The following is an 18,760-nucleotide window of genomic DNA, read 5'->3' as shown; positions in this document are numbered from 1 at the left end:
GGCATGTCGCCACTGATTTGAACAAACACCTGTGCAGCAGGACGCCGCCCGGCTAGGCTCTGCGGCCTTTGCCGGGCGGCGTCAACTCACCTTCCCGCTATGAGGTTTTTGACCGATTCGACCTCAGAGGTTCTCGAGCATCTCGGTGACCAGAGCGGCGATCGGGGACCGCTCGGAACGCGTCAGCGTGATGTGGGCGAAGAGCGGGTGGCCCTTCAACTTCTCGACCACGGCGACCACTCCGTCGTACCGGCCGACCCGCAGATTGTCCCGCTGGGCGACATCGTGGGTCAGAACGACCCGCGAATTGGCCCCGATACGGGACAGAACGGTCAGCAGGACATTGCGCTCCAGCGACTGCGCCTCGTCCACGATCACGAAGGCGTCGTGCAGCGAGCGGCCGCGGATGTGCGTGAGCGGCAGGACCTCCAGCATCCCGCGGTTCAGCACCTCCTCGATGACCTCGCGCCCGGCGACCGCCGAGAGGGTGTCGAAGACCGCCTGCGCCCAGGGGCTCATCTTCTCGGAGGCGTCTCCGGGCAGATAGCCGAGGTCCTGACCGCCCACCGCGTACAGCGGCCGGAAGACCATCACCTTCTGATGCTGCCTCCGCTCCAGCACCGCCTCCAGCCCCGCGCAGAGCGCGAGCGCCGATTTTCCGGTGCCGGCCCGGCCGCCCATCGAGATGATCCCGATCTCGGGATCGAGGAGGAGGTCCAGCGCGATGCGCTGCTCGGCGCTGCGGCCGTGCAGCCCGAAGGCCTCGCGGTCACCGCGTACGAGCTTCACGTTGCCGTCCGCCGTGACCCGGCCCAGCGCCTTGCCGCGTTCGGACTGCAGGACCAGTCCGGTGTGCACGGGCAGTTCCGCGGCCTCCGGCACGTAGAGGCGGTCCTCCGAGAAGAGGAGGTCCACCTGCTCCCCGGAGAGGCCGATCTCGCTCATACCGGTCCAGCCGGCATCGGTGATCGCGAGCTCGGCGCGGTACTCCTCGGCGATCAGCCCCACGGAGGAGGCCTTGATGCGCAGTGGGAGATCCTTCGACACCACCGTGACGTCGTAGCCCTCGGCCTGCAGGTTGCGGGCGACCGCGAGGATCCGCGAGTCGTTGTCCCCCAACCGGAAGCCGGCGGGCAGGACGCTCGGGTCGGAGTGGTTGAGCTCGACACGCAGGGTGCCACCGATATCGCCCAGCGGGATGGGGGCGTCCAGGCGACCGTTTCGAACCCGGAAGTCGTCGAGCAGGCGCAGGGCCTGGCGCGCGAAGTAGCCGAGTTCGGGATGGTGCCTCTTTGCCTCCAGCTCGGTGATCACCACGATCGGGAGCACGACCTCGTGCTCGTCGAAGCGGGAGATCGCGTTGGGGTCTGCCAGCAGGACGCTGGTGTCGAGGACGTAGGTCCGCCTGTCGGGCAGGCGGCTCTTAGTGCTGGTCACCACGGAAGGACGTACCCCCTCGGAAGAGGTCGGGCCATGAAGACCGGACCGGTCATCGGCACCCATGCCAGGGCCGATTTCCGGCCCTCCACTCCGTCCGTGCGAACCGCACGTGCGTCCTGGTGCAAAGGGCCTCCCGGGCGGACGACCCCATGCCGTCCGCTGAGACTCGACACCCGTGGATCGGGCATCGACCTGAAAGGGATATTCCCCGAACAGGCCAGGCCATGCCATGGCATATGACGGACGCTCGGTGAATCCCTGGTGAAGGCTTCGAGGGGAGGGGGTGCCGGGACCTACGGGACTCAGGTGCCGTAGCGCCGGTGGCGGGCCGCGTAGTCGCGCAGGGCACGCAGGAAGTCGACCTTGCGGAAGGCGGGCCAGAACACGTCGCAGAAGTAGTACTCGCTGTGCGCGCTCTGCCACAACATGAATCCGGACAGCCGCTGCTCGCCGCTGGTGCGGATGACGAGGTCCGGGTCGGGCTGGCCGCGCGTGTAGAGGTGCTCGGCGATGTGGTCGATGTCGAGGATCTCGGCGAGCTCCTCGAACGAGGTGCCCTTGCGCGAGTGCTCCAGGAGCAGCGAGCGGACCGCGTCGGCGATCTCCTGGCGGCCGCCGTAGCCGACGGCGACGTTGACGAGTATCCCTCGCCCGTTGCCTCCGGTACGGGAGGGGCCCCCAGCATCGTGGGTGGCCTGCTCGGCCTCCTTGAGCACGGTCTGCGTCCGGGCGGGCAGGATGTCGAGGTTGCCGACGTGGTGGACGCGCCAGCGGCCGTCCGCGGCGAGGCCCCGCACCGTGTTCTCGATGATGTTGAGCAGCGGACGGAGCTCGACCTCGGGGCGGTCCAGGTTGTCCGTGGAGAGCATCCACAGGGTGACGACCTCGACGTCCGTCTCGGTGCACCAGCCCAGCATCTCGGAGATCTTGTCGGCCCCGGCCTGGTGGCCCTGCTCCGTCGTCCCTCCGGACGCCTTCGCCCAGCGGCGGTTGCCGTCCAGGATGACGCCGATGTGCTTGGGCGCCGCATCATGGTCGAGGCGGCCTTCCACCCGGCGTGCGTAAAGCCTGTACACCAGGTCGCGCAGCTTCACGATCTTCCAGCCCCTCCGTGCAATGCCCCCGTGCGAATTGCGGTCCCCCGAGTGCGCCACATTACTGCGCGGTGGGATGGGGTACCCAACTCGGTGCGTCACAACTCCGTGATAGGGAGGACAACGTGACTGATACCAATCCCTATCGGGCAGAGCCCTCACGCTACGACTCCATGGAGTACCGGCGCACCGGCCACAGTGGCCTCAAGCTCCCCGCCGTCTCCCTCGGCCTCTGGCACAACTTCGGCGACGACAGAACGCTGGAGTCCCAGCGGGCGATCCTCCGCCGGGCCTTCGACCTCGGCATCACCCACTTCGACCTGGCGAACAACTACGGTCCGCCCCCCGGCTCGGCCGAGCTGAACTTCGGCAAGATCTTCGCGCAGGACTTCGCGTCCCACCGCGACGAGCTGATCCTCTCGACCAAGGCCGGCTACCTGATGCACCCGGGCCCCTACGGCGAGTGGGGCAGCCGCAAGTACCTGCTCAGCTCACTCGACGCCTCGCTGGCGCGGATGGGTGTGGACTACGTCGACATCTTCTACTCGCACCGCTTCGACCCGGAGACCCCGCTGGAGGAGACCATGGGCGCCCTCGCGTCCGCGGTCCAGCAGGGCAAGGCCCTCTACGTGGGCGTCTCCTCCTACACGGCGGAGCAGACGGCCGAGGCCGTGCGGATCCTGCGCGGGATGGGCGTGCGCCCGCTCATCCACCAGCCCTCGTACTCCATGATCAACCGCTGGACGGAGGAGGACGGGCTGCTGGACACCCTGGAGGACGCCGGCATGGGGTGCATCTCCTTCGCGCCGCTCGCGCAGGGCATGCTCACCGGCAAGTACCTGAAGGGGATCCCGGCGGACTCGCGCGCCGCCCAGGGCAAGTCCCTGAACCCGGATCTACTCTCGGAGGAGGTGCTCCGCCGGCTCACCGGGCTGAACGAGATCGCGGCCCGCCGCGGACAGTCCCTCGCCCAGCTGGCGCTCAAGTGGGTGCTCCGGGACGACCGGATGACATCGGCGCTGATCGGCGCTTCGAGCGTGCCGCAACTGGAGGAGAACGTGGCCGCGCTGGCGTCCGCGCCGCTCTCCGAGGCCGAGTTGAAGGAGATCGACTCGCTGGCCGTCTCCACCCCCGGCACCAACATCTGGGCCCAACGCGGCTGAGCTGCGCATTTATCGCCCAGCACGGTCGAGAAGCCGGAAAACAAAAAACGGGCCGGTCCGTGGGGGGGATACGGACCGGCCCGAGGGGGGGGTTCCACCATAACCCTTCGTAAAGCATGCTGCGTGCATTGGCGCAGGATGATTACGCTCCGAAACCGCCCAGCAGCACTCCGGTGAGTGCTCCGGCGGCCATGAAGGGGCCGAACGCATAGCCCTGATGGCGCATTTCGGGGCCGCGCAGCACCAGGTGGAGCCCATAGAGGGCCCCGTAGAGGAGGCCGAGGAGGGCCCCGGCGGACCATACCCCCCACCCGTACCACCCAAGAGCGACCCCCAGCGAGAGCGCCAGCTTGACGTCGCCGAAACCCATGCCCGCCGGGTTGATCAGATGGAGCAGCAGGTACGCCGCTCCGAGCGCGCCGCCGCCCAGCAGCGCGAGCCGCCAGGACCCGGCGGAGCCCGGCGCGAGGGCGGCCGCCCCGAGCAGCGCGGCGACAGCAGCAGCGAGCGGCAGGGTCAGTACGTCGGGCAGCCGGTGCACGGTGCGGTCGACGAGGGCGAGCAGCACGAGCAGCGGCGCGAGGCCCACGTAGGCGACCAGCTCGGGGCGCGCCCCGACGGCCGCCGCGAGCAGGGCGCACACCCCTGCGGTGAGCGCGGCCAGGGGCGCGGCCCGCCGCCCGTACGCGTGCGGGGGCGCGGGCCTCGGCTCCGTCCGCGGCCGGCAGCGGGCCGGGCCGAGCCAGCCCCCCAGCCGTCCCGCGAGCCGGTGCCCCTGCGGGCAGTGGCCCTGCCAGGGGTCCCCCGGCTCCACGGAGAGGCGGTAGGCGGGCCGTGGCAGCAGGAGCCCGGCGGCCACGCCGTACCCGGCGGCGAGAACGATCACGAGCGCACCCATCATCCGGCGACCGTAGGACACGCCCTAAGGTGGCCGCCATGGCGCACTGGCATGACGGCCGCGCGGTGCTGCGGGTCGGCGCGGACCCCACGGGTGTCCCGCTCGAGATCGCCGCCTCGTACGGGGCACGGACCCGCGGGCTGCTCGGGCGGGACGGGATCGACGGCGCGATGCTGCTGACCCCCGCGGCGAGCGTGCACACCTTCCGGATGCGGTTCGCGATCGACGTGGCGTACCTGGACCGCGAGCTCGGCGTGCTCGCCGTGGTCACGATGGCACCGGGCCGCCTCGGGCTGCCCCGGCTGCGTTCCCGGCACGTCCTGGAGTCTGCGGCGGGCGCCATGGCCGGCTGGGGGCTGCGGGCCGGAACCCTCCTCAAGGTGGACGTACCCGGGCGTCTCACGCCCAGCTAGGCGAGGCTCCTCGCGGGCAGTAGGTTGGTGCGGTTGAGCTGGGGCGTCAGGGGAGCGGCATGACGGAGAACGCGCGGATCAAGGCGCTGGAGCAGATCATGCCGGCGACGCACGGCGCCGACGAGGACATCGACTGGCCGGCCGTGGAGGCCCTCTGGGGGACCCGGTTCCCGGCCGACTTCGTCGCCTTCATGGGCCGCTTCGGCGCGGGCTCCATCAACGGCGAGGCGAGCATCCTGCTGCCGCTGGCCAAGCCCGGACTCCAGTGGGACCCGGCCGGGATGGCCGAGGAGACCGACAACGCCAGGCAGACCTGGGAGGCGGAGGGCGGCCGCTCGGCCTTCGACGTGGACCCGGAGTCGATCATCGCCTGGGGCGTCACCGGCGGGTCGGACATCCTGTGCTGGCTCACCTCCGACCCCGACCCCGACCAGTGGCCGGTCCTGGTCTGCGGGCGGCACACCGCCGACTCCTTCGCCGTGTACCCGTACGGCATGGCGGAATTCCTCTACCGGCTCTGCTCCGACGAGTTCGACGTGAGCCCCGTCAGCATCACCTTCTGGGACGGCGGCCACCTCAGCTTCGTGCACTGGCGCAAGGCCCAGCGGCGCTGGCAGGAGGGCCGCAACCCGGAGACGGGCGAGCCCGACCCGTACGCCGGCGAGTTCGCCGACTAGGTCGCCTCTTTCGGATCTTGTCGGCCGTGCCCGCGTTGTCCGGTGCCGTGCATCGCAAGGCGGAGGAGCTCCCTTGCACTGGACGTACTCGGGAGCCCCGACAACGCAGCGAGGTGCGGTGCCGGGCAGCGCGGGCCCGACAAGATCCGAAAGAGACGACCTAGTGACCTGAGTCAGAGATTCGGTGGCAGTAGGCGGCGACTTTGTCGAGGATCTCGTCTGCCGTCTTCGTCCAGACGAAGGGCTTGGGCTGGTCGTTCCAGTCGGTCAGCCAGGCCCGGATATCGCGTTCGAGGGCCTGGACGGAGCGGTGGACTCCCCGCTTGAGCTTCTTCTGCGTGAGTTCGGCAAACCACCGCTCGACCAGGTTCAGCCAGGACGCACTGGTCGGCGTGAAGTGCAGGTGGAAGCGAGGGTGCGCCAGCAGCCACTTCTTCACGTCCGGCGTCTTGTGGGTCGCGTAGTTGTCGAGGATCAGATGGACCTGGAGACCGGCCGGGACCTCCTTGTCGAGCTTGGCCAGGAACTTCTTGAACTCGGCGGCCCGGTGGCGGCGGTGGAGCGAGCCGATGACCTTGCCGCTGGCGACTTCGAGGGCAGCGAAGAGGGTGGTGGTGCCGGCGCGGATGTAGTCGTGGCTGCGACGCTCTGGAACACCGGGCATCATCGGCAGGACCGGCTGGGACCGGTCCAGGGCCTGGATCTGCGACTTCTCGTCCACGCAGAGGACCAGAGCCTTCTCCGGCGGGTCGAGATAGAGGCCGACGACGTCACGGACCTTGTCGATGAACAGCGGATCCGTCGACAGCTTGAACGTCTGTGTCCGGTGCGGTGCCAGTGCGAACGCCCGCCAGATCCTGGAGACCGTCGACTGCGACATGCCCGTGGCCGCGGCCATCGACCTGGTCGACCAGTGCGTCGCGTTCTTCGGCGTCTCTTCCAGGGTTTTGACGATCACCCGCTCGACATCCGCATCGGTGATCTTCCGCGGGACACCCGGCCGCGGCTCGTCGCCCAGCCCGTCCAGGCCGTGCTCGAGGAAGCGCCGCCGCCAGGTGCGGACCGTGTCCGGAGCGATCCGCAGCCGCCGCGACACTTCCATGACCGAGTGCCCCTCCGCGCACTCCAACACGATCCGCGACCGCTGAGCCAACGCCTGGGCCGTCGTGCGACGACGTAACCAGCCCTCCAGCACAGCACGCTGGGCGTCAGTGACCGACAACGGCGGAATCTTCGGACCCGGACGACTCATACCGAACTAACGACAAACCTCAGACTCAGGTCACTAGGCCGGCGCGTCTCACCGGCCGGCTCACAGGCGCGCCCGCACTCGCGCCCGCGCGCACCCTCACACTCACACTCACACCCGAACAGCCCGCTCCGGCACCGGAAGCGGGCTGTTCGGCATGTCTACGCGCGTCCACTATTTGGATCACATATCGGAAAATACAATTCCGAAAAGCCCCGCTTGGAGCATTGACCACAAGTGCGGCCCCAATGCAATCAATCACCCCTCCCTCAGGAGAGAATTCCGGCCAACGGGCCATCGAGGGACACCACCGCCCGGAGCAACTCATAAGTAATAACGGGATCCAAAAGAAAATCAGGGGAATACACCCGTGCGACGAAGAATTTTCGGCACGACCGCCACCACGGCCGTGCTCGGTCTGCTGATACCTCTGGCCGGATGTGGTGGCTCCGGCGACAGCGCAGGTGGCAGCGGTACGGTGCACCTGGTCGCCGCCGAATACGGCGACAGCCCGGCCACCAGCTCCAAGCCCTACTGGGACAAGATGGCGACCGATTTCGCCAAGGAGAACCCCGGAATCAAGCTCGACGTCAAGCTCCTGCCGTGGGCCGACATCGACCGCGAGGTCTCCCGTATGGTCAAGGCCGGCAAGGCCCCGGATGTAGCTCTCATGGGCTCGTACTCGGACTTCGCCGCGCAGGGAAAGCTCTATCCGGCGGACGAACTCCTCTCGGTCACCGCCGAGGCGAATTTCCTCCAGCCGCTCGCCGACGCGGGCTCCGTCGACAACACCCTCTACGGCCTGCCCTTCGTGGCGAGCAGCCGCCTCCTCTTCTACAACGAGGCGCTCTTCGCCAAGGCAGGCATCAAGGAGGCGCCCAAGACCTGGTCCGACCTCGAGACCGCCGCCAAGGCGCTCAAGAGCAAGGGCGTGAAGTTCCCGTACGCCCTGCCGCTCGGCCCGGAGGAGGCCCACGCCGAGGCGCTGATCTGGGAGCTGAGCAACGGCGGCGGCTACGCCGACAGCGCCGGCAACTACAGCCTGGCCTCCGACCAGAACGTGGACACCTGGGGCTGGGTCAAGGAGCACCTGGTCACGACCGGGCTCACCGGTCCGACCTCGCCGTCCCAGCTGAACCGCGCCGACGCCTTCGCCGCCTTCCTGCGCGGTGAGGTCGGCATGGTCAACGGCTACCCCTCGCTCGCCCACGAGGCCCGCGCCAAGGGCATCGGCGTCGCCACCACATCCATGCCCGTCTCGGACAACCTCGGCACCGGGGAGATCCCGCCCACCGTCGGTGTGGCCGACTGGATGATGGCCTTCAACCAGAACGGCAAGCGCACCGAGATCGGCAAGTTCCTGGACTTCATCTACCAGGACAAGAACCTGTCGGACTTCGCCGACCGCTACCACCTGCTGCCGTCGACGGTCACCGCCTCGCGCACGCCGGCCGGGGGCGGACTGGACAAGAACGACACGCAGTTCCTGGTCGCGCTGCGCGGCGCCCAGCTCTACCCGGTCAACGACCCGTCCTGGCTGTCGGTCAGCGACACCATCAAGCGCAACATCGGGCGCGCCGTGGAACCGGCCGGCGACCCGAGGCGCGTCCTGGAGGACATCGCCGCCCAGGCCACCCAGGCCTCGAAGAAGCACTGAGAAGTTCCTCGACACGGGACCTTCGACCCGTGCCGCACCCCATCCCGTGCGGCACCATGGCCACTACGGCACTTGATCCAAGGCCGCGGCCCAGTCGCCCGACGAGCACCCACAAGGTGCACGGGGCGGCCGGCGCCCACCCCGGGACCTCGTCCGGAGCCCTCTGCGCCCCCGGGCCCCGGCTCCGTCCTCAACCTCAGCGCTGCTGACCGTGGTTCGGGTCGAACGCCGTCCGGTACTGCTCGCAGCTGGAGTTCCAGCGCAGTGTGCCCCCGAGCGTTCCGTAGCCCGAGCGCGTGACCGACCACTCCACCGTGTACTCGCCGGTGTCGCACGCGATCCGCTTCCCGCCCGCGATCTTCTCTCGCCCGGTCGCCGGCTTCCCGGTCAGCTCCCTGCGCACCTCCCCGACCTTCTTCCGGTCCGCGCTGCGCAGGACGGCGTGCACGACGATCGGGTGCGCGCCCTCCTTGACCGTCACCGCCTTCTTCACCACCGTCGAGTCCGAGACCGACCAGGCGAACTCGTACGAGGGCAGCCACGCCAGCGTCCTGGGGTCGGCGGCCCGGCGCTCGTAGTCCGGCGCGGCCGCCGGGCCGGGGCGCTTGACCGTCTTGTACTGGATCCCCGGGTGGAAGCGGAGCTGCCCCTCCACCTTGTGCATCTCGTCCTTGGTCCACATCGACTTCATGGTCTTCTCACCGCCCGCCGGGTCCTGGAGGTACACCGCCGGCTCCGCGGCGGCGGCCTGGCCCAGGAGGGGCGCGAGGGCCGCCGAGGCGGTGGCGAGGGCGAGAGCGGCGATGCGGGTGCGCTTCATGACCGGCCCAACGGGACCCTCCGGCGGGCCGGAACGAAACCGGGCGCGCTTTCACCCGTACGGGAGCGCCCGCCGGGACAGGCCGCTCAGGCCTGACCGGTCTCGAAGCGGCTGATCCGGCCGCCGCCGGGAGCGATGACGAAGCGCCAGGTGGTGCGCATCTCGCCCCAGGTGTCGTTGCGGTAGCTGACGAGCAGGGTGCGGCCGCCGTCGGACTCGGACTGGACGTCCATGTGGCCGCCGGAGTCGAAGATCTCGCGGTCGATCCACTCGTGCAGGTCGCGGTCGGAGCCGTCGTCGGACATGGTCGCGTCGGCGGTCAGGACCGCGAGGAAGGCGTCCTTGTCGTGCGCGTTGACGGCGGCGACGAGGGCGCCGACCACCGGGTCGGACAGTCTGGCGGGGGCGATGGCCACAGGAGCCTCCTGGTCGGGCGTACGTTCGTCCGTGCCCGACCAGGGAACAACGCGGGCGGCTCCGCGTCGTCGACCGTCACCCGTTCGCCGGGCGGGCGGCGTGTCAGGTCGCCCCGGGCCGTTCCGGGTTGGGCCGTTCCAGGTGGTTCCGGGTTGGGTCGTTCCAGGTCGTTCCGCGTCAGGGGGTGTCGGGGGCGGTGCGGACGGGGAAGCCGGTGGGCCGGCCCTGCTCCTTCAGCCAGGTGAGCACCTGGTCGAGGGCGTCGACCGTCTGGGCGCGGTTGCCGCCGCCGTCGTGGAAGAGCACGGTCGGGCCGTTGCCGATCTCGCGCTTCACGGCGTCGACGATGGCCGCCGTACCCGGCTTGCCGAAGTCCTTGGTGTCGACGTTCCAGCCGAGCGGCCGCATGCCGTGCGCGGCGGCGATGCGCCGGCTGTCGGGGGTGAACGCGCCGCCGGGGGCCCGGTAGTACTCGACCTTCGCGCCGCTGCCCGCGGCTTCCTCGATCAGCTTCTTCGCCTCCAGGATCTGCGCTTGCTGGTAGGCGACGGGCTTCTTGTCCATGGCCGTGTCGTGGTCCATGGTGTGGTCGCAGAGCCGGTGTCCGGCCGCGACCACCTTCTTCACGAGGTCGGGGTGGGCCTTGGCCTGCCGTCCGACCATGCAGAAGGTCGCCTTGACGTCGTGCCGCCGCAGGACGTCGAGCACCTTCGGGGTCCAGCGGGGATCGGGGCCGTCGTCGATGGTGATGTTGACGGCGTTGCCGCCGCTCTCGGAGGCATGGGCTATGCCCTCGGGTATCCCCCGAGGCTGTTGCCCGGGCCGGCCGTCGTCGCCAGGACCGGAGTTGTCGGTGGCACCCGGCCGGGCCACGTTCTGCTGGGAGGCGGCCGTTCCGCCCGGTCCGACCAGGGCCGACACGCCCCATACGGTCGCTGCCACGGCGGCGGCCGAGGCCACGACGGCGGCTCCGGCCCGGACGCCCTTCTTGTTCGTGTACGCGAAGAAACCCATGAACGGTCCACTCCCCATCCGCTGTGTGAGCGTTCTGTGGATCAGGACGTTCATCGCCGCCGAGGAGTTCCAGTCAAATAGCCCAAAAATTCCCCGTAATGGGACTCATGGGACCGATGGGACTTTAGTCCTCCATGGAGTTGAATCCCTGCCCACCCGAACGCGGCCGAAACGGGGCAAGCCCGCGCGCCGCCCGTCCCGGGCGTCAAATCGGCATACTCGTAAGGGGGTTGATCAGTCCGGGCGGCGTCCTGCCGATCGGGCCGGGACCAGAAGGGGAGCCATGGATGACGGATCCGACTGGCCGACGGACAAACTGACCGCACTCCGCCTCGGCCGGAGACTGGTGACGGAAGTCCCGGCGTCACGGCCGGACCGGCGGGCATTCGTGGACGTGACCCCCGTCCGGGGCCGGGCCGACGACCGGGCGCGGGACGAGGGCTGGGTGCGCGGCGACGCGGGGCGGAGCTTCCGCCTGCAGCACTGGGAGTACGACCACGAGCGTCTCGACGGCTTCGACCACGACGTCGGCGCGGTCCTCGTCGCGTCCGCGGACGCGACGGGCGAGGCCGGCCTGCTGACCGTGCTCGCGGCATGGCACGTCCGCCCCGGCGCCTTCGTCCACCCCTGGGAGACCGACGACCCCCAGTAGGACCCCGGGACCACGGACATGCCGGAAGGCGGCGCCCCCGGTCGTCCCGGTGGTGCCGCCTTCCGGCTGCTGCTGGTGCTGGCGTTGGCGCCGGGTCAGCGTGCGACCGGCTCCTGCGCGGCCGGGGCCGCCTTGCCCTTGGCGTCCACGGCTTCGGCTTGCGCGGCACCCTCTGCCGCGCCGTCCGTGGCGCCGTCCGCCGGGGCGGCCGGGCCCGCGCCGCGCAGGGGGACCTCCTTGACGAACCAGGCCGCCGCGAAGCCCAGGAGGGCGATGGCCGCGCCGAGCAGGAACGCGGAGTGCGTACCGGCGGCCACCGCGTGCTGGTAGGCGTCGCGTACCGCTTCGGGCAGCTTGGCCAGGCTCGCGGCGTCCAGCTGGGCGGACCCCGCGGCTCCGGCCGCCTCCGGGCCCAGGCGCTCGCCCATGGTGTCCGTGACCCGGGTGGTGAAGAGGGAGCCCATCAGGGCCACACCGAAGGAGCCGCCGAGCGTACGGAAGAGGGTCGCCGAGGAGGAGGCGACGCCCATGTCCTTCATCTCGACGCTGTTCTGCGCGACCAGCATGGTGATCTGCATCAGGAAGCCGAGACCGGCGCCGAGGACGGCCATGTACAGGCCGGAGACGAGGCGGGTGGTGCCGGTGTCCATGGTCGCCAGGAGGAACATCCCGACGACCATGAGCGCGCCGCCGGCGATCGGGAAGATCTTGTACTTGCCGCTGCTGGTGGTGACGCGGCCCGCGATGAGCGAGACGAGCATCATCGAGAGCAGCATGGGCAGGAGCAGCAGACCCGAGTTCGTCGCGGAGGCACCCTGCACCGACTGCTGGAACAGCGGGAGGTAGAGCACGCCGCCGAACATCGCGAAGCCGACGAGGAAGCCGATCACCGACATGAGGGTGAAGTTGCGGCTGCGGAAGATGTGCAGCGGCATGACCGGCTCGGCGGCCTTGGTCTCGGCGTAGAGGAACGCGACGGTCGACAGGACGCCGACGACGATGAGGCCGAGGATCTCGACGGAGCCCCACGCGTACTCGGTGCCGCCCCAGGTCGTCACGAGGACGGTGGAGGTGATGGCGATGGTCAGCAGCGCGGCGCCGAGGTAGTCGATCTTGCCCTGCGACCGCTTCTTGGGCAGGTGCAGCACTGCGGTGACCATGGCCAGTGCGACCGCGCCGAGCGGCAGGTTGATGTAGAAGGACCAGCGCCAGCCCCAGTGGTCGGTGATGGTGCCGCCGACCAGCGGGCCGCCGATCATGGCGAGGGCCATCACGCCGGCCATCATGCCCTGGTACTTGCCGCGCTCACGGGGAGGGATCAGGTCGCCGATGATCGCCATGACGCCGACCATCAGACCGCCGGCGCCGAGGCCCTGGATCGCACGGAAGCCGATCAGCTGACCCATGTCCTGGGCCATGCCGCTGAGCACGGAGCCGATCAGGAAGATGACGATCGAGGTGAGGAAGGAGCCCTTCCGTCCGTACATGTCGCCGAGCTTGCCCCAGATGGGGGTGGAGGCCGCGGTGGCCAGCGTGTACGCGGTGACCACCCACGAGAGGTGCTCCAGACCGCCGAGCTCGCCGACGATCGTGGGCATCGCGGTCCCGATGATCATGTTGTCGAGCATGGCCAGCAGCATCGCGATCATGAGCGCCATGAGGACGACCCGTACGCTGCGCGGCTTCACCTCCTTCGAGGTCCCCGCAGGCTTGACTGTGTCCACCATGTCCACTCCCCTGGCCCTACTTCTCGCTTCTCGCACTTCGCCCCGCACCGACACTTACTTGCCGCCCGGCTAGTTCATTACAATGGGGACGGTAGACCCGCAACTAGCCGGGCGTCAAGTAAGTAATTGGGGAGAGCCATGTCCAGCAGCAGTCCGCAGCGACGCCGTGGCGACACGCGTCAGCGCATCCAGGACGTCGCACTGGAGCTCTTCGCCGAGCAGGGGTACGAGAAGACGTCGCTGCGCGAGATCGCGGAGCGGCTGGAGGTCACGAAGGCGGCGCTGTACTACCACTTCAAGACTAAGGAAGACATCATCATCAGCATCTTCGAGGACCTGACGAGGCCCATCGACGAGCTGATCACGTGGGCGGAGGGGCAGCCGCGCACCCTGGAGACCAAGCGCGAGGTGCTGCGCCGCTACAGCGAGGCGATGGCGGCGGGCGCGGTGCTGTACCGGTTCATGCAGGAAAACCAGGCAACGACGCGCGAGCTCAGCATCGGCGAGACGGTCAAGAAGCGGCTCTTCACCCTGGTGGAACTGCTCCGCACCCAGGACGGCCCGCTCACGGACCAGGTCCGCTGCGTCAGCGCGCTGTTCACCCTGCACGCCGGAATGATGTTCCTCCAGCACGTCGAGGGCGACCCGGAGGAGACCCGCCTGGCGGCCCTGGAGGTCGCGACGGACCTCATCACCCAGGCCCACCACCAGGCGTAGGACCCCGCAGGCCGATCCCACGGAGGCAGGTACCCCTACTCATGTCCTGCCGCCGGATCCCCCGTACGGTTCAGGGGTCCGGTGACGTGTGATGCGGGAGGGAAACATGGGGCTCAGCCCCTAGTGGGAGAAGCTGTTCGAGGCTTCTCCCCGGATGAACTTGGCGTCGGCGAACACACCCTCGGGCGGCGGTGGGGGGGGGTGGCGGGGGCAGCGCGGACCTCGACGTGAGCCAGGTCCGTGGACCAGCGCCTGCGGTGTCTCCGCCGAACTCACCGTCACCACCAACACGGCCCTGACCCGGCTGGACAGCGCGCACGAAGGCGTCGTCCCCACCCTCGAAGGCTTCATGCTGCCCGCGATCCTCGGAGAGGTCCGCACGTCCTGGAAGGGTCGCCTCGAGGACGTCCGGGCCGAGTGCACGCGGCTGGAGGGCTCGTTGAAGACCGCGGGCAAGGAGTTCGGCGAGGTCGACCACCGGGTGAAGGGCGGGTTCGACGCCCTCCGCCCCGACGGTGCGGACGGCAAGCACCACGCGGACAGCGCCGGTAGCGCCCGATGATGACCTGGCAGCACCTGAAGGACCTCAAGCGGACCGAGTACGAGGAGGCGGCGGACGGCTGGGGCGAAGTCAGCAGCCGTGCCTGCGCGGCCAAGGAACGCGTCGAGAACGAGATGCTCGCGAAGCTGCGCGACACCCAGACTGCGCAGACCGCCGACGCGGCCCTCGGTGACCTCAGCCGGCTGGCCCGCAACTTCCAGTACATCCACGCCGAGTGCGGGCTCGTCCGTACGGCCCTCAACGGCTTCGCCGCCGAAGTGGCCACCCCGCAGAGCCTTCTCAATGCGGCGCTGGAGGACGCCGAGGGCTACGGCTTCACCGTCCACCAGGACGGCTCGGTCTCCTATCCGGCCGGCACCCCGTCCAGCCCGTACCTCAAGCCCACCGAGGCGGGCACGGCCGGTTCTACGCCCACGGGCCCGCTGCTCCCGGGGGCGAGCAACCCACTGTCCCCCGCGCCGAACGGGGGACTGGTCATCAACCCGAACAAGGCCAAGGCCGAGGGCATAGCGCAGCGCATAGCCTCCGCGTGCCGCACGGCGGCGGAGATCGACTCCCGCTACCGCACGACCCTCTCCGAGCTCAAGGTGGAGCGCGGCCTGCGCGTCGACGACAAGGTCTGGGCCGATGCGGCGAAGGACCTCCAGCACACGCGCGACGCCGCCGGCAAGTACCTCAAGGACTCGGACATCCCGCACGGCAAGTCCCCTGCGGAGAACTCCGCTTGGTGGAACGGCCTCAACCAGGAGCAGCGGGACGAGTACGTCTCCCTCTACCCCGCGAGCGTCGGCGCCCTGGACGGCATCCCGTCGGAGGTCCGCGACACGGCGAACCGCGTCGTCCTCGCCGAGAACCACGGCACGCGCCAGGTGGAACTGGACGCCTGGCGCGGCAAGGAGCCTCCCCGGTACGAGAAGTACATCAGCCCGATCACCGGCCGTGAGGTCAAGGGCGCGCAGATCGAGTCGAAGGCGTGGAAGGAGTGGGACGAGAAGCGCAAGGAGATGCAAGGCCGTCTGGACGGGATGCAGCACGTCCAGGACCGGCTCACCGCATCCGAGGCCGGCAACCGGCCCGAGGGCTACCTCCTGGGCTTCGCCGACACCAAGGGCGGCCAGGCCATCGTGTCGATCGGCAACCCGGACACGGCGGACAACGTGGTGACGTACGTGCCGGGAACGTACTCGACACTGAACGGGATAGACGGGGACCTCACGCGAGCCGAAGACCTCCAGAAGAAGGCGCGTGACGCAGATCCCGGACGGCAGACCGCATCGATTCTCTGGCTCGGCTACGAGGCACCTCAGAGCATCGTGCCCGAGGCCGCCAGCGACAGCTGGGCCAACGCCGCTAAGGACCCACTGAATCGGTTCCTCACGGGGGTCGACACCGCCCACACCGACGGCCCGGTGAATTCCACCGTCCTGGGCCACAGCTACGGGACGTTGGTCGCGGGCAAGGCCCTGGCCGAGAACCCCGACCTGCCCGTGGACAACGTCATCTTCGTCGGGAGCCCGGGGGTGGGCGTGGAGCACGCGAAGGACCTGGGAGTCCCGCCGGACAAGGTGTGGGCGGCCACGGCCGACCACGACCTCATCAACTGGGCCCCGTCACCCGACGCGGTCGCCGGCGGGTGGTTCGGGCCCCTCTACCCGTCCGGACTCATCGAGCTTTCCGACGATCACTCCATCCTGTACGGGACGGACCCGTCCACGGATGAATTCGGCGGCCGGACCTTCGGCGTGGCCCCTGGCAAATCGGTCGGCGAGGGTGGGGAGCTCATGCCCGCACACTCGCAGTACTGGCAAGGCGAGTCTCTCGGAAACATGGCGAACATAGTGACAGGGAAGGCGAAATGAATCGCCACAGAAGGATGGCAACCATACTGACCGGGCTCACGTTCGCCCTTACGGCATGCGCAGGACCGGGAGAGCAGAAGAAAGAGATCATGGACGATCAGCAGGTCATCGCCCGCGCCGAGCAGATCGTCCAGCAGACGCTGGGCGTCATGTCGCCGAAGCCCACCCCGAAGCGGGACAGCCGGTACGGGGCCGGTGCGTGTCTCGCCGACTACGGCAAGAGCGATCGCCGGCAAGTCCACATCAGCTACCGGCTCGAAGGCGTTCCCGGCTCCGCCGGGCGACAGCTGGTCCGCCAGGCCCGCGATGCGTGGGTCGGGCTGGGCTACGAGTTCCAGAGCGCCACGTCCGACCGCGACTGGGCGGATCCGAGTACAGGCGTCCACATGAGCACGGTTCCCGACGACTACTGGATGACCATCCAGAACAGCGTCACGGACCCGGCCACCGGCGACGGCACCGCCGTCCTCACCATCACCTCCCCCTGCTACATCCCGAAGTCAGGGGCGCCGACCTCCCCCACCCCGCAGTCGCAGTCGCAGTCGCAGTCGCAGTTTGCCGACGAAGTCTCGAAGCAGGCGGTGCTCGCGCACTCCAGCCGTATCTACGACGCCCTGCGCGTCCGGCACGACGCGGCGGGCGGCGAGGACCTGCGTACGGTGGAAAACGAGGGCGCGACCTACGTCCACCACACCTGGTCGACCGAACCCCTGGCCGAAGAGCGGGCGGCCCGGGCGCTGGCACGGGCACAGGAGTACTTCGAGGGCTCCGGTTGGCGGGTCCGCAGCGTCGCGGGCCGCCTCGTCGCCCTCGAGCCCACGGACGAAGTAGCGGCCCAGCTGGCACGGGCGGACCACGGCGGCCTGACCGTCGGCGTCACCGGCCCGGCCACCCTCGTCCTGTACGACCCCGCCTCGGCTTGAACCCGCGCAGAGGACCGGCGCGGGGACACTACGGCCGTCTCGCGCGCCGAGGAGACGGTCCAGCAGACACCGGGCGCCATCCCGTACCGCTTCCCGCAGGAGCAGGGGCACAGCACGCCCCTCTAAGCTGCGGACATGAGTGACCTGTACGCCGTGGACCTGGCCCTGAACCTTCGCGACTCCGTGCCGCATACCGTCCTCGCCGATCTGCGGTGGCACCTCGGTGAAGAGGAGCGAGCAGTGGACGAGGAACTCGACATGTATCCCCTGCTCGCATCGCGCGGCCCGGCAGTCCGCATCGGCGGCGTACGGGTGGCGGAACTCGCCCGGACTGCGGGCGGGTGGGCCCTGACCGTACGGTATGAGATCCACGCCGAGGTCTTGCCCGACTTCGATTCGCTGGTGGAACGTCTCGTCCGGCACTCCGACACCGAGGGCCACATCGGCCAGATCCGTTTCCACGAGGAATATGTCCCCGAGTTGCTGATCAATAGGTCGGGGACACTCACTCGGTTGCCGCTCACCCCGAAGGCAACGCCGCAATAGCAGCGTCAGTCGTTGACCGGGGGTACGACGCCAAGAACGCTTTCCGGCCGCGATCTCAGCCTGGCTGTGCGGCAGTTGCTCTGTCCTGGAGCATGGCCCGGCGAACCACACGAGGTCCGCTACAGCCATCGCTTGGCGTCAGCCATGGCCGTCCAGATGAGGGTGGCCGCCTCCATCTCGTCCAGCCACACCATCCCGAGCTCCGCGGCCGTCACCTTCTCCGGAGACACGGGCAGCAGCGCGCCGGTGGGCTCCCAGCGCAGACTGTCCCGGCCGAACCCCTCTGAGTACGGCACGCCGCGCACCACCCGCCGTCGCAGCAGGGGGCCCTGCCGGTCGGCCGCGGTGTAGTAGGTGATGCGGCCCTCGGCGTCCACGGCGTCGAGCAGGTCAGGGTCGAGGGAGCTCAGCGGGGGACCGGCGACGCGGCCCGCCAGAGTTCCGGGGGGCACCTGCACACCGGTCAGGTCGAGGAAACCGGCGTTGTCCTGGCGGAACGCGCCGCCCCGCTCGTAGAAGAGCAGCAGCGGCTCGTAGAGGTCGGGCAGGTCCGGAAGGGCGTCCGGGTGCCGGGCCCGGAACTCTGCCAGCCGCACCGCACCCGTGCCCGTCCGCTTGACGGCGTTGGTGACGATGATCCGGCCCAGGTACTCCTGGAGTTGCGCAGCGACTTCCGGGGAAAGCGAGAATTCGGGATCCGCGTACTCGACGACGTCGAAGAACGGCCACACGGTCTCGGCCGAGTAGGCCTGCGCCCACATGCCGGCCCGCCGCAGATATTCGCGCATCAGCAGGCGACGAGACATGACGTGCGCGAGCACGTCGTCCCAGTCTCCATCCCAGTCTCCGTCCCACTCCACCGCCCGAAGGCGCTCCAGCACGAGGGAAGCCGCCCGGTCGCCCACTTCACGATCCCCTTCGGTCGCAGCTCC

The 18,760-nt window shown here is 69.3% G+C and carries 19 protein-coding genes; 10 read left to right on the top strand and 9 right to left on the bottom strand.

Annotated elements, in window-relative coordinates; all coding sequences use genetic code 11:
* Positions 1-123: 123 nt before the first annotated feature.
* Both OG753_RS26830 and OG753_RS26825 read right to left on the bottom strand, forming a co-directional pair.
* The gene (locus OG753_RS26830) at positions 124-1,440 is read right to left on the bottom strand and encodes a PhoH family protein (protein ID WP_327264219.1); all 1,317 of its coding nucleotides are present in this window, start codon (positions 1,438-1,440) and stop codon (positions 124-126) included.
* 302 nt (positions 1,441-1,742) lie between these two features.
* Positions 1,743-2,534, bottom strand: a complete 792-nt coding sequence (locus tag OG753_RS26825) for an isoprenyl transferase (protein WP_327264218.1) — start codon at positions 2,532-2,534, stop codon at positions 1,743-1,745.
* 125 nt (positions 2,535-2,659) lie between these two features.
* On the opposite strand from OG753_RS26825, the gene mgrA reads away from it, so the two are divergent.
* Complete coding sequence (gene mgrA / locus OG753_RS26820) at positions 2,660-3,697, top strand: L-glyceraldehyde 3-phosphate reductase (protein ID WP_327264217.1); 1,038 nt, start codon at positions 2,660-2,662, stop codon at positions 3,695-3,697.
* Positions 3,698-3,839: 142 nt separating this feature from the next.
* On the opposite strand, the gene OG753_RS26815 is transcribed toward mgrA, so the two are convergent.
* Positions 3,840-4,595: a prepilin peptidase gene (locus OG753_RS26815; RefSeq protein ID WP_405792816.1), complete on the bottom strand. Its 756-nt coding sequence runs from the start codon at positions 4,593-4,595 to the stop codon at positions 3,840-3,842.
* 38 nt (positions 4,596-4,633) lie between these two features.
* Between OG753_RS26815 and OG753_RS26810 the strand changes: the two genes are divergently transcribed.
* Positions 4,634-5,008 carry a DUF192 domain-containing protein gene (locus OG753_RS26810; RefSeq protein ID WP_327264216.1) on the top strand — a complete coding sequence of 125 codons (375 nt, stop codon included), beginning with the start codon at positions 4,634-4,636 and terminating at the stop codon, positions 5,006-5,008.
* A gap of 59 nt (positions 5,009-5,067) precedes the next feature.
* Entirely contained in the window at positions 5,068-5,685 is a 618-nt protein-coding gene (locus OG753_RS26805; protein WP_327264215.1) for an SMI1/KNR4 family protein, read from the top strand.
* Positions 5,686-5,845: 160 nt separating this feature from the next.
* Here OG753_RS26805 and OG753_RS26800 read toward each other — a convergent pair whose 3' ends face one another.
* A complete protein-coding gene (locus tag OG753_RS26800; RefSeq protein ID WP_405787552.1) occupies positions 5,846-6,937 on the bottom strand; it encodes an IS630 family transposase in 1,092 nt (363 codons plus the stop codon).
* A gap of 367 nt (positions 6,938-7,304) precedes the next feature.
* Here OG753_RS26800 and OG753_RS26795 point away from each other — a divergent pair, with 367 nt between their 5' ends.
* The gene (locus OG753_RS26795; protein ID WP_327264214.1) at positions 7,305-8,591 is read left to right on the top strand and encodes an extracellular solute-binding protein; all 1,287 of its coding nucleotides are present in this window, start codon (positions 7,305-7,307) and stop codon (positions 8,589-8,591) included.
* Between the two features lie 196 nt (positions 8,592-8,787).
* Here OG753_RS26795 and OG753_RS26790 read toward each other — a convergent pair whose 3' ends face one another.
* From OG753_RS26790 to OG753_RS26780, 3 genes are all read right to left on the bottom strand, one after another.
* Positions 8,788-9,411, bottom strand: a complete 624-nt coding sequence (locus OG753_RS26790) for a hypothetical protein (RefSeq protein ID WP_405790433.1) — start codon at positions 9,409-9,411, stop codon at positions 8,788-8,790.
* Positions 9,412-9,497: 86 nt separating this feature from the next.
* Positions 9,498-9,827: a nuclear transport factor 2 family protein gene (locus OG753_RS26785; RefSeq protein WP_327264212.1), complete on the bottom strand. Its 330-nt coding sequence runs from the start codon at positions 9,825-9,827 to the stop codon at positions 9,498-9,500.
* Between the two features lie 178 nt (positions 9,828-10,005).
* A complete protein-coding gene (locus tag OG753_RS26780) occupies positions 10,006-10,842 on the bottom strand; it encodes a polysaccharide deacetylase family protein (protein WP_405790431.1) in 837 nt (278 codons plus the stop codon).
* Between the two features lie 283 nt (positions 10,843-11,125).
* On the opposite strand from OG753_RS26780, the gene OG753_RS26775 reads away from it, so the two are divergent.
* A complete protein-coding gene (locus OG753_RS26775; protein WP_327264210.1) occupies positions 11,126-11,494 on the top strand; it encodes a hypothetical protein in 369 nt (122 codons plus the stop codon).
* A gap of 95 nt (positions 11,495-11,589) precedes the next feature.
* Here the strand turns inward: OG753_RS26775 and OG753_RS26770 are convergent, their stop codons facing one another.
* Positions 11,590-13,221, bottom strand: coding sequence for an MDR family MFS transporter (locus OG753_RS26770; protein ID WP_405790429.1), 1,632 nt, complete (start codon positions 13,219-13,221; stop codon positions 11,590-11,592).
* Positions 13,222-13,359: 138 nt separating this feature from the next.
* Here OG753_RS26770 and OG753_RS26765 point away from each other — a divergent pair, with 138 nt between their 5' ends.
* The 5 genes from OG753_RS26765 to OG753_RS26745 all read left to right on the top strand — a co-directional run bounded on the left by OG753_RS26765 (position 13,360) and on the right by OG753_RS26745 (position 17,828).
* A complete protein-coding gene (locus OG753_RS26765; protein ID WP_030385774.1) occupies positions 13,360-13,938 on the top strand; it encodes a TetR/AcrR family transcriptional regulator in 579 nt (192 codons plus the stop codon).
* Between the two features lie 154 nt (positions 13,939-14,092).
* The gene (locus OG753_RS26760) at positions 14,093-14,500 is read left to right on the top strand and encodes a hypothetical protein (RefSeq protein ID WP_405790427.1); all 408 of its coding nucleotides are present in this window, start codon (positions 14,093-14,095) and stop codon (positions 14,498-14,500) included.
* The gene (locus OG753_RS26755) at positions 14,500-16,359 is read left to right on the top strand and encodes an alpha/beta hydrolase (RefSeq protein WP_405790425.1); all 1,860 of its coding nucleotides are present in this window, start codon (positions 14,500-14,502) and stop codon (positions 16,357-16,359) included. The genes OG753_RS26760 and OG753_RS26755 overlap by 1 nt, the downstream gene beginning before the upstream one ends.
* 89 nt (positions 16,360-16,448) lie before the next feature.
* Positions 16,449-17,282 (top strand): hypothetical protein, encoded by an 834-nt coding sequence (locus tag OG753_RS26750; RefSeq protein ID WP_405790423.1) that lies wholly within the window; start codon positions 16,449-16,451, stop codon positions 17,280-17,282.
* A 135-nt stretch (positions 17,283-17,417) separates the two neighbouring features.
* Positions 17,418-17,828 (top strand): hypothetical protein, encoded by a 411-nt coding sequence (locus tag OG753_RS26745; RefSeq protein WP_405790421.1) that lies wholly within the window; start codon positions 17,418-17,420, stop codon positions 17,826-17,828.
* Positions 17,829-17,947: 119 nt separating this feature from the next.
* On the opposite strand, the gene OG753_RS26740 is transcribed toward OG753_RS26745, so the two are convergent.
* The gene (locus OG753_RS26740) at positions 17,948-18,733 is read right to left on the bottom strand and encodes a hypothetical protein (protein ID WP_405790420.1); all 786 of its coding nucleotides are present in this window, start codon (positions 18,731-18,733) and stop codon (positions 17,948-17,950) included.
* Between the last annotated feature and the right edge of the window lie 27 nt (positions 18,734-18,760).

The sequence above is a fragment of the Streptomyces sp. NBC_00029 genome (assembly GCF_045160505.1).
GTDB lineage: Bacteria > Actinomycetota > Actinomycetes > Streptomycetales > Streptomycetaceae > Streptomyces.
Note: the sequence above shows the minus strand (reverse complement) of the source record. Positions and strands in the feature narration are given on the sequence as shown.